The organism is Microcoleus sp. Pol12B4, assembly GCF_036701385.1.
Classification (GTDB): domain Bacteria; phylum Cyanobacteriota; class Cyanobacteriia; order Cyanobacteriales; family Microcoleaceae; genus Microcoleus.
Genome location: NZ_JAUBQR010000251.1, coordinates 1 through 9,042 on the forward strand (window position 1 = coordinate 1; position 9,042 = coordinate 9,042).

At 46.0% G+C, this 9,042-nt stretch carries 6 protein-coding genes and 1 other RNA gene; 4 read left to right on the forward strand and 3 right to left on the reverse strand.

What is annotated here, in order from left to right:
• Nucleotides 1–761: 761 nt before the first annotated feature.
• A complete protein-coding gene (locus QUA38_RS25010; protein WP_333166700.1) occupies nucleotides 762–1,508 on the forward strand; it encodes a dienelactone hydrolase family protein in 747 nt (248 codons plus the stop codon).
• A 91-nt stretch (nucleotides 1,509–1,599) separates the two neighbouring features.
• On the forward strand, nucleotides 1,600–2,499 hold the full coding sequence (locus QUA38_RS25015; protein ID WP_333166702.1) for a S1 RNA-binding domain-containing protein: 900 nt from the start codon (nucleotides 1,600–1,602) through the stop codon (nucleotides 2,497–2,499).
• Nucleotides 2,500–2,716: 217 nt separating this feature from the next.
• Here the strand turns inward: QUA38_RS25015 and QUA38_RS25020 are convergent, their stop codons facing one another.
• Both QUA38_RS25020 and purD read right to left on the reverse strand, forming a co-directional pair.
• Nucleotides 2,717–4,903 (reverse strand): ATP-binding protein, encoded by a 2,187-nt coding sequence (locus QUA38_RS25020; protein WP_333166705.1) that lies wholly within the window; start codon nucleotides 4,901–4,903, stop codon nucleotides 2,717–2,719.
• A gap of 170 nt (nucleotides 4,904–5,073) precedes the next feature.
• Nucleotides 5,074–6,354: a phosphoribosylamine--glycine ligase gene (purD, locus tag QUA38_RS25025; RefSeq protein ID WP_333166707.1), complete on the reverse strand. Its 1,281-nt coding sequence runs from the start codon at nucleotides 6,352–6,354 to the stop codon at nucleotides 5,074–5,076.
• Between the two features lie 338 nt (nucleotides 6,355–6,692).
• On the opposite strand from purD, the gene QUA38_RS25030 reads away from it, so the two are divergent.
• Nucleotides 6,693–7,955 (forward strand): 5-(carboxyamino)imidazole ribonucleotide synthase, encoded by a 1,263-nt coding sequence (locus tag QUA38_RS25030; protein WP_333166710.1) that lies wholly within the window; start codon nucleotides 6,693–6,695, stop codon nucleotides 7,953–7,955.
• Nucleotides 7,956–8,005: 50 nt separating this feature from the next.
• A non-coding RNA gene (gene ssrS / locus QUA38_RS25035) (6S RNA) lies at nucleotides 8,006–8,192 on the forward strand.
• Between the two features lie 180 nt (nucleotides 8,193–8,372).
• Here the strand turns inward: ssrS and QUA38_RS25040 are convergent.
• Nucleotides 8,373–8,855, reverse strand: a complete 483-nt coding sequence (locus QUA38_RS25040) for an IS5/IS1182 family transposase (RefSeq protein ID WP_333166712.1) — start codon at nucleotides 8,853–8,855, stop codon at nucleotides 8,373–8,375.
• Between the last annotated feature and the right edge of the window lie 187 nt (nucleotides 8,856–9,042).

A 9,042-nucleotide genomic window follows, 5' to 3' on the forward strand; every position in this document is an offset into this window, starting at 1 on the left:
CAAGTTACATCGTCAAATATTTTTAACTGGTTTACACACTGCTGTTATTGTACCTCATCTTTCTGATAAAGGCTATATATCAGTCAATTAAGCCATAAAATTACTCAATTTAATAGGTACAACAGATGCAATTACATTTGAGGCTTTTATCATCTGAGAACTCGTACAAAAATTAGGGAAAAGAGCTTGTGTAGCGATGAATGATTGTACTATTCATAGCGGACAAGGAGTAGAAAAACTCATCAAAAAAAAGGGGTAAATTACTATAGTTATGGCCATATTCGCCGGAATTTTCCCCAATTGAAAATTTATGGTCACAAATTGAAAATATTCTCCGTTATATCAATAGTTAGAAAAAGCGATCGACCTTGCATTTAATGAAGTTACAGAGCAAAAATATTGGGAATTAGTTTAGTCAGTGCTGTTATTTTACCTCATCTTTATGATAAAGGCTATCTCTAAAAAATCTCAAGAACAAGCAAGATAAAATGTTTTCAACCCTAGGCTTATCAAAATATGTGTTTGAGCAAACTACTGATCAAAACTTATATTTTACCGAAATTTTATCTCCCTTACTTGCTAGAAATAAGCCCCCCCGAATTATTCAGCTCAACCTAAACCTTCAATAAATAGCGAATTTTTACCTGCCATATTTGCGCTATTTACGCGTCGCGGTTCCGAAAAATATAATTGCCGAATTGCCTAAAAATTTCCCAAATCAACTTAAAATCAGTAGAGTGGCATTTACCTTAAAACTCCCTATGACAAAAGCAGAAATTAGCACCAAAAACATCACAGTTCCTAACGGGGATTTGCAAATAGCTGCATACCTAGCCCAGCCAGTCTCCCCAGGGCAATTTCCCGCAGTTATCGTAATTCAAGAAATCTTTGGCGTCAACTCGCACATCCGCGAAGTTACTGAAAGAATAGCAAAAGAAGGATATGTGGCGATCGCCCCAGCCATTTACCAGCGTCAAGCCCCCGGCTTTGAAACTGGCTACACACCCGAAGCCATCCAAATTGGCAGAGAATACAAAGAAAAAACCACAGCTTCCGAACTTCTCAGCGATATCCAAGCCACCATCGATTACCTCAAGACTCTACCCTCTGTCAAACAAGAAGGTTTTGGCTGCATCGGTTTCTGCTTTGGAGGACACGTCGCCTACCTCGGCGCTACTTTGCCCAAAATCAAGGCTACAGCGTCGTTCTACGGCGCCGGTATCGCCACTCTAACCCCCGGCGGCGGAACCCCCACGATCGCCCGCACAGCAGACATTAAAGGCACTCTCTACGCCTTTTTTGGCACTCAAGACCCCAGCATTCCCTTAGAACAAGTTGACCAAATCGCCGCAGAATTGCAAAAACACAGTATTTCTCACCAAATTTTCCGCTACAATGCCGATCACGGCTTCTTCTGCGACCACCGCGGCAGTTACGACGCTACGGCAGCAGCCGACTCGTGGGTGCAGGTGAAGCAGCTATTTCATCAGCAACTTCAACCAGCTTAGAGAGTGGGAGATAGGGAGATGGGGAGAGTGGGAAAATTTTTTCTACTGACGACTGCCAACTAAATTACTGACAACTGACAACTAAACTGACATGAATTCCAAATCTACAGGTTCTCAAAGCGCAAAAGCATCCTTTTCAATGGATGATTTTGCTAAAGCCCTCGAACAGCACAATTACGAGTTCCAGAAGGGACAAGTAGTGCGCGGCAAAGTGTTCGAGTACGACTCAAACGGCGCGTATGTTGATATCGGCGGCAAGTCTTCGGCTTTTTTGCCGATCGAAGAGGCTGCTTTGAGAACAGTAACGGATTTGTCGGAAGTGGTTCCGCTGGACGAGGAACGGGACTTTTTGATTATCCGCGAACAAGATGCAGATGGCCAAGTTACTTTGTCTCTGCGGCAGTTACAACTTCAGCAAGCTTGGGAAGATTTAATTGAATTGCAGGAAACCGGAAAAGTTCTTCAAGTGCGGGTTTCTGGGGCAAATAAGGGCGGCGTGACAGTAGATGTTCAGGGAATGCGCGGTTTTATTCCCCGATCGCACTTAGTTGATCGCGATAACCTAGAATCGCTGATCGGTCAATCTTTGAGCGTTAATTTTTTGGAGGTCGATCGCGAACGAGAAAAACTCGTACTTTCCCAGCGGATGGCCACTCAATCGAATGCTTTCAAGGATTTGCAAATTGGTCAGTTGGTAGAAGGAAAAGTCAGCAGCATCAAGCCTTTTGGCGTGTTTGTCGACTTGGAAGGAGTTAGCGGTTTGCTGCACATCAAGCAAGTCAGCCAAAAATATATTGATAACCTTGGAAAGGTGTTTGCTCCCGGTCAACCCCTAAAAGCGATCGTAGTTGACCTCGATGAAAGTCGTGGCCGAATTTCACTTTCTACTCGGGTACTAGAAAATTACCCAGGGGAAATGGTGGATAAAATGGCGGATGTTATGGATACCGCAGAAGAGCGATCGGAACGTGCTAGAAAGACTCTTTCTTAAGTCTTAATCTAATTACCACCCATCATCTACCGAACAACAATAGGAATGTAGGTTTAACCACAGATAAACGCCGATAAAATCCCATCGGCGTTCATCTGTGTTCATCGGCTGATATCTGCGGTTTCAAAATCCCAATCTAACTAATTCGCTTTCTTCTTGATTCCTAATCAACCGGAAACAATATCACTATCCACAGTCAACATTCAACAGTCAACAATTATTCCGGTGCAACCGGAATCGATCCAACATGACTCGCAATTGTTTCACTCTCCACCGTTGCTTCCACTGGCCAAGAATTTTCCATCTCTACTGTTTGTTTCGGCTGATAAACTGCCAAGTCGAACCAGAAAGTCGTACCGACATTAACTTCGCTCACTAAATTAATTTTAGTGTGGTGCTTGTCAATAATGTTTCTGACAATAGAAAGACCTAATCCAGTTCCTTCTAAAGTGTGTACTCTGTTTTCTACCCGGAAAAAGCGATCGAAGATTGCTTGTTGGTCTTCGGGATCTATGCCAATTCCAGTATCAGAAATTTCGATCCGCACTACCGGAAAATGTTTGGTATCCGGTGACAAGTTTTGGTTGACGGATTGACCGTCTTTGTGGGTGGACGCCTCCGGTTCTAGCAAATACGCTCGAATTGCCACCTTGCCGCCGGACTGAGTAAATTTTAAGGCATTTCCTACTAGATTTGCAAATACTTGCAGTAACAAATCGTAATGGCCTAAAGCAGGCGGCAAATACGGGTCAACTTCTTGCTCTAATTCAATGCCTTTATCCTTAGCATTTAACTGATAAGTCCGCAGGGTTTGTTCGACAGCTTGCGGGAGGTCAACAGCCTCCAAGTGATAAACTCGGCAGGATTCCAGTCGCGACAAGTCTAACACGTCGTTAACTAAACGAGTTAGTCGATCAGTTTCTCGGTTGGCAATTTCTAGGAATTCCCTGCGCTCGCTTTCTAGAAGGTCTTCTCCGTACTCGTGGAGAGTCTCGATAAAAGATTTGATATTAAATAAAGGTGTTCTCAATTCGTGAGAAACATTGCTGATAAAATTGCTTTTAGCCTCATTGAGTTCTACTTCCCGAGTAATGTCCTGCACCGTCATTGCAATGCCTTTGAGACTTTCTCGGTAATTTCCGGAACCTTGATGCTTGGAAGTTTGCTCGTAGAAAGTACACTCTACAGCTACCGGGCGTTGTGGCTCGGTACAGGTATCTTCCTCATGGCGGATGCAGCTTCTGCACAGCGGTTCGGCACCAGGCGCTTTGTGGAGAATGACTGTAGTTAAAACAATCCGAATTGTACGGTTAACTGGTTCGCTCATAGAGATGCGAAATTCGCCGCCGTCGCGATCGCCTGCAGCTATTTCCTGCAACGGTCTAGCCAACTCCTGCTGCACTTCCGAAGGCAAAATGTTCAGAACATTTACTCCGAGCGCATTTTTGCCTTCCCATCCAAAAATCCGCATCCCCGTCGGATTAACTAAAATCACTTGCAAATTTGCGTCTAATAAAAGCGCGCCATCAGCAATCGTTGAAACCAAAGTTTCTAACTTAGCTTTTTCCGCTGTCAGCTCTTCAATATTTTGTTCTTCATAGCTTTCGAGTTTCTGTGCCATTTCATTAAAACTACCTATCAACTCGCCCAATTCTCCCCCTAAAGGCAGGTCAACTCGTTGCCTAAAATTACCGCTGGCAATGTTTTTAACCCCAAAAACTAATTGTTTGATCGGCTGAGTAATTGTCAGGGCATTAAATACAGCCCCCAAAATTACCATCACCCAAATTGTTACAAATACTGCTAAAGTGACATCCCTAGTCAGATTTGAAGAGATAACTGCTGCAGGATTGGGGTTAATCCCGATCGCCAAAACTCCCAAATATTTGTCTTCATGAATTAACGGCACAAATACATCGGTAACTTCACCATCTGGCGTCAAATGCTGCCGGACCAAAGGCAAAGAAGTTAAATTTCTCGCCTCAATATCGGTGATAAAATTATCCGGAAGTTTGATCTGGCGGCGCAGCGTCAGGGAAGTTTCCACCTCGGATTCTGAAAAGGGTATTCCCAGGAAAATATCCCCCGCTTCGTCGGCGTAAAGCATATAGCGGACGCTAGAAGTGCTGCTGTAAAATTGGCGGGAAAAGCGGGCGACTTCGGAGCGATCGTTTTTGGCAATCAGCGGCGCCACATTTGCCGCCAATAGCAGGCCGAGGTCGCGGCCGTAGCGAGTATCGTTAAGTCGGGCGTCTTGCTGGATAGTATTCACCGCCCAGAATGTCAGACCGCTCATAATTAACGACACTACGAGGGTAGCAGCGGCCATCAGGCGGGTCTGGAGGGTAAAATCCGACCACCAGCGGGCAATAATTTCTCCGATTTTGTTTAGTATGGCCAGCATTTCACCACTTCACCCGTTCAATATTAAAAGCAAGATCAATTCAGTGGGCTCCCGATCAAATTTTTTGCTGCGACTTGTCCGCTACCGCCACCGCATAGATACCAAACTTCATTGTTACATTTCTACATTGAGATTGCTTGGCTTTCGGATGGCGGCCGATGTCGCAATTCCTAATTTTTATCACCCAGGGCTCGGCGGCCGATGTCCCGGCGGCAGTAGACGCCTTCAAATTGGATGCAATCAACTGCTGTATAAGCCTTGGAAATAGCTTGTTCCAAAGTTTCTCCCGTCGCAGTGACACCTAAAACCCGGCCGCCGTCGGTCACTAACTGCTGCTGCTTTAACTGGGTGCCGGCGTGAAAAACTTCTGCTCCTTTGGCTTCAGCTTCCTCGATACCTGTAATAACGTGGCCTTTTTGATAACTTCCAGGATAGCCCCCAGAAGCCAAAACTACGCAAACAGAGGCCCCCGACTTCCAGCGAATAGAATATTCACCGAGACGCTGCTGACAGCAGGCCAGCACCAAATCTTCCAAAGGAGTTTCCAGCAGCGACAACACCGCTTGAGTTTCGGGATCTCCGAAACGGCAGTTGAATTCTAAGACTTTGGGTTCTCCGTCGGGGGTAATCATTAAACCTGCGTAGAGTACACCCCGGTAGTCGATTTTGCGTTTTTGCAGTGCTGCGAGGGTGGGTTCGAGAATTTCTTCTTGAATCCTTTCCATGAGTTCCGGGGTGACAATGGGCGCTGGGGCGTAGGCTCCCATACCGCCGGTGTTGGCTCCCTGGTCGCCTTCGCCGATAGCTTTGTGGTCTTGGGCCGGCAGCAACGGTTCCACTGTGATGCCGTCGGTGAGGGCGAGAATCGAGACTTCTTGACCTGTTAAGAATTCTTCGACGACGACTCGGAGGTTGTCGGTGCCGAATTCGCCTCGGAAAATGGTGTTGATGGCGCTGTGAGCCATTTTGACGGTGGTGGCAACGGTGACTCCTTTGCCTGATGCGAGTCCGTCTGCTTTGATGACTATTGGGGTTCCTTGTTCCAGAACGTATGCTTTGGCTGCTTCTGCGTCTGTAAATACGGCAGCTTTGGGTGTGGGGATGCCTGCTTGGAGCATCAATTCTTTGGCCCAGGATTTGCTGGATTCAATTTGGGCACCGGCTTTGGTGGGCCCGAAAATCATGAGTTTTTTCTGTTGGAAATAGTCGGCGATGCCTAGCGATAGGGGCAATTCGGGGCCGACGATGACTAATCCGATGTTGTTGACCATCACAAAGCGTTCGATGCCTTGAAAGTCGTCGATGTTGAGCGACAGATTTTGACAGCCTTGGGTGGTAGCTGTGCCACCGTTGCCCGGTACGCAGAATACTTGTTTAATCCGCGTGGATTCTAGCAGTTTTTTTGCGATCGCGTGTTCGCGACCTCCGTTTCCCACAACTAAAACTTTCACAGTATCCTCACCTATAAATTTTGTTCCCTGAATGTCTGATTTTCAGTGTTGGCATCTGTCTATCTGCTTTTTGCAGTGCTGTCAATTATGCCATGCTTGGCGCTAGGGAATTGCTAGATGTGGCACTTTTCTGGAGGAGCGGGCTTCGACCGCTGTTTCTCAATGGCTGGGAGCGTGCAATAATTAAAGACTTTAGCTGCCCAATTTTTATGGGTTCTGCCTCGATTTAATCCTGCAATTAAAACTCTTTTCTGGCTTTTAACTCTTCAATTACTGTAATAGAGCCAGGGCCAAATAGCGATAAGATAGGCAGGTTGACTCTGCGAAATTTTACTCACATGAAATCAAATCAAACCGCTGCGAGTTCGTCTGCCCAATTTAAGCGGGTGGGCGTTGTCGGCGGCGGCCAGCTAGCTTCGATGATGGGGGATGCTGCTAGGGCGCTAGGTATTGAATTGGTAGTACAAACTCCCCACGCTACTGACCCGGCAGTTTCTGTTGCTGCTGGTGTTGTTTTGGCTGCTGTTGATGATGTTTTGGCTACGGCTCAATTGGCGGCTGGCTGCGATGTTATTACTTTTGAAAATGAGTTTGTGGATTTGGATGGTTTGCGGCCGCTAGAACAGCAAGGTGTGTTATTTCAGCCGAGTTTGTCGTCGCTTTCTCCTTTGTTGGATAAGTACGTTCAGCGCTGTTATTTACAAGGTTTGGGTTTGCCAACTCCGAAGTTTTGGGAATGGGATGGCAGCGCGGATTTGCCCCCAGAATTGTTTAAGGCCGTGGCGATCGACTTTCCGGCAATTTCTGTTTCCGACAGCGTGCAGATTGAAGCTGACTCGGATGCTGGATCGATCAACTTTCCCTTTGTCGTCAAAGTTCGCCGCCACGGTTATGACGGCCAAGGTACTTTTATTGTTAACGATCCGGGGAGTTTGGAGTCAATTCGTGCTAAACTCCAAGGTCACTCTTTGCTAGTGGAAGAGTTTGTGCCGTTCGATCGCGAATTGGCAGTGATTGCGGCTCGATCGGCAAATGGCGAAATTGCGATTTATCCGATAGTGGAAACTCAGCAGCAAAATCAGGTTTGTCATCTAGTGATTGCGCCCGCTGATATTAGTTTAGATGTGAAAACTGAAGCTTGTGCGATCGCCCGCACTCTCCTCAACAGTTTGCAAGCTGTCGGCGTATTCGGCATTGAATTATTTTTAACCAGTGACAATAAGCTGTTAGTCAATGAAATTGCACCCCGCACTCACAACTCGGGACATTTTACCATCGATGCCTGCCAAACTTCACAGTTTGACCAGCATTTGCGCGCAGTTTGTCAACTGCCTTTAGGTAATTCGGATCTGAAATGTGCAGGGGCTGTTATGGTAAATTTGCTCGGCTACGAGTCGGCTGAGTCTGATTATTTAGCAAAACGAAAACAACTGGCACAAATCAGTGGTGCTTTTGTACATTGGTATGGTAAGAAAGTATCGCGTCCCGGTCGCAAACTAGGTCACGTTACAGTTGTGCTCGACGCGGACAAGGTGGAGCAGGGGCGATCGCAAGCACAGGCGATCGCTCAAAGCGTTGAATCTATATGGTATGCAAGTTAAATTGCTCGAAGCTTGCCAAAATCTGGTTAGTTGGTATATATTAAATAAAGGTTCTGCTGCGACGTTGGTGACTGCCAATAATGTTTTTTTGATCTATAACTCTTAACTCTCGGGAATCAAGATGTTTGGACAGCAGTAAACTGGGCTTGTACCCAGAAACTTTAAGTCCGAGCCAACGGTACCCACCTGGTAAAATACCAGGTCAAAAGCTGAGGTAAGACGGCGTTGCGGGGAGCTATTAAAATTTGGATTGAGATAGGCGCTGTGAAATATGGCTAGCCTATTTTTTTTTGAGTAAACGGCTTTACTCATACTTGGATTTTAGGTACGATTCGTTGAGATTCGAGTTTAGACTAGGTACATCAAAAAGTGCGATCGCTGTGAGGCTGGCGAACGTCTATAGAACCTATTTGGGCTCTATTCATTTGCTATTGCCAACCGTTGCTTTGGTAAGCGTTTGAGCATGAGCCCAATGAAACATACATTGAGCTTAGCCGTCGCATTCTCCAGCGTCCCCTCGAAATTCTTGACTAACCTCTTACACCGTTCTACCCACGCATTTGACCGCTCAATGACCCAACGAGTCAGAATGACGACAAATCCCATCTGCCCTTGCTGCTGCTTTTGGGCTTGCGTCGGCTTCGGAGCCACTTCAAACTGAATTTTAGTCATGATTTGAGGATAAATCTGCTCTAACGCCACACTTAGCACGGTGGGATGATACCCGTGGTCGAGCAAAAGCGTTAGTTTGGGCAAGTCCTCATGTCTATCATTGAAATAATTAATGTTGGCTGGTACCATCTCAATCAATCCCTGGTCATCGGACACATTTGCAAGGACTGCAATGAATGAAGAACGGGAACCGCAGGCTATCCACTGCCAAATGACGCTTGATGCCATTGGTAGCTTTGTAAAAGCAAAACCCTTTGGATTCAACTCCAGCATTACAGGTGTTTTTCACCGCTTGTGAGTCGATGATTAGCAACATTGTCCACATTAAGTAAGTCGGCGAGAAAAAACAAAACTATGTTAAAATAAGTAAACATAGAGAATACGTCTACTGAGGTAACTCAATATATGGGCGCTA